This is a genomic window from Streptomyces sp. NPDC046335 (genome assembly GCF_055587985.1).
The window spans coordinates 1-1,637 of record NZ_JBVJFF010000051.1 but is presented as its reverse complement, the minus strand read 5'-3'; the positions used below and the strand labels follow the sequence as shown (position 1 = coordinate 1,637).

1 protein-coding gene is annotated in these 1,637 nt (G+C 70.2%); it reads left to right on the top strand.

Features of this window, described 5'->3' with window-relative positions; translation table 11 throughout:
• Positions 1 to 1,637 (top strand): type I polyketide synthase (locus ACZ6JY_RS40775; protein WP_469204654.1); only part of this gene is annotated, 1,637 nt, incomplete at both ends.

Sequence of the window (1,637 nt, the reverse complement as noted above, 5' to 3'; positions counted from 1 at the left end):
AGTTGCGTAATCGGCTGCGTACGGCCACGGGACTCGCACTGTCCACCACCGTGGTGTTCGACTACCCCACACCCTCCGCCCTCGCCCACCACCTGCGCGAAGAACTCCTGGGGCGCCGGCCTGCCATCACCATGCCCGCATTGCCCACGTCGGTCGCCGACGAGCCGATCGCGGTGGTGGGCATGGCCTGCCGGTACCCGGGCGGCGTCACGTCGCCTGAGGCGCTGTGGGATCTGGTGGCGGCAGGTGGGGACGCGGTCTCGGGGTTCCCGGCTGACCGCGGCTGGGACTTGGATGGCTTGTACGACCCGGACCCGGAGAAGGTGGGCAAATCCTACGCGCGCGAGGGGGGCTTCCTGCAAGACGCAGCGTGCTTCGACCCGGCGTTCTTCGGCATCTCCCCGCGTGAGGCGTTGGCGATGGACCCGCAGCAACGGCTGCTGATGGAGGTCGCTTGGGAGGCCCTGGAGCGAGCGGGGATCGATCCCACGTCGCTCAAGGGCAGCCAGACGGGGGTCTTCGCCGGTTCGAGCGGTGGTGACTACGCCACGTTCCTGAGCAAGGCTCCGGCGGAAGTCGAAGGGTATCTGCTGGCGGGTAATGCCAGCAGTGTGGTGTCGGGCCGGGTGTCCTACACGTTGGGGTTGGAGGGCCCGGCGGTCACGGTGGATACCGCGTGCTCGTCGTCGCTGGTGGCGCTGCACCTCGCCTGCCAAGCCCTACGAAACGGTGAGTGCTCTCTCGCCCTGGCCGGCGGGGTCGCGGTGATGGCCACGCCCGGCGTCTTCGTGGAGTTCAGCCGGCAGCGTGGGCTGGCTCCTGATGGGCGGTGCAAGGCGTTCGCCGCTGGGGCTGACGGCACCGGCTGGGCCGAGGGCGCGGGCATGGTGCTGCTGGAACCGTTGTCGCTCGCGCGGCGCAACGGACATCCGGTGCTGGCAGTGGTACGAGGGAGCGCGGTCAACCAGGACGGGGCGAGCAACGGGCTGACGGCTCCGAACGGTCCTTCGCAGCAGCGGGTGATCCGGCAGGCCCTGGCGAACGCGGGGCTGGTGGCGGCCGATATCGATGCCGTTGAGGCGCACGGGACAGGGACGACGCTCGGGGACCCGATCGAGGCCCAGGCGGTGTTGGCCACCTATGGTCAGGGACGTCTTGGTGAAGAGCCCCTGTGGCTCGGGTCGTTGAAGTCGAACATCGGGCATACCCAGGCCGCGGCAGGTGTGGCGGGTGTGATCAAGATGGTGATGGCGCTGCGGCACGGAGTGCTGCCCCAGACCCTGCACGTGGACGCCCCCACCCCGCACGTCGACTGGACCAGCGGGGCGGTGTCACTGCTGACCGAACCCCGCCCCTGGCCGCACACCGACCGCCCCCGCCGCGCGGGTATTTCGGCCTTCGGGGTGGGAGGGACCAACGCTCACCTCATTCTCGAGCGACTTTCCCATCCCGAAGGAGAGCGGGCGGCGGCAGCTGATCCAGACGTTCCCGCGACGGGAACGGAGCCGGCCGTACCACCGCAGACGAACCCTGCCACCTTCCTGCCGGTGGTGCCGTGGGTGGTGTCCGGGCGTGGTGAGCAGGCGGTCCGGGAGCAGGCCGCCCGGCTGCGGGCATACCTGCGGGAGCGGCCGGGC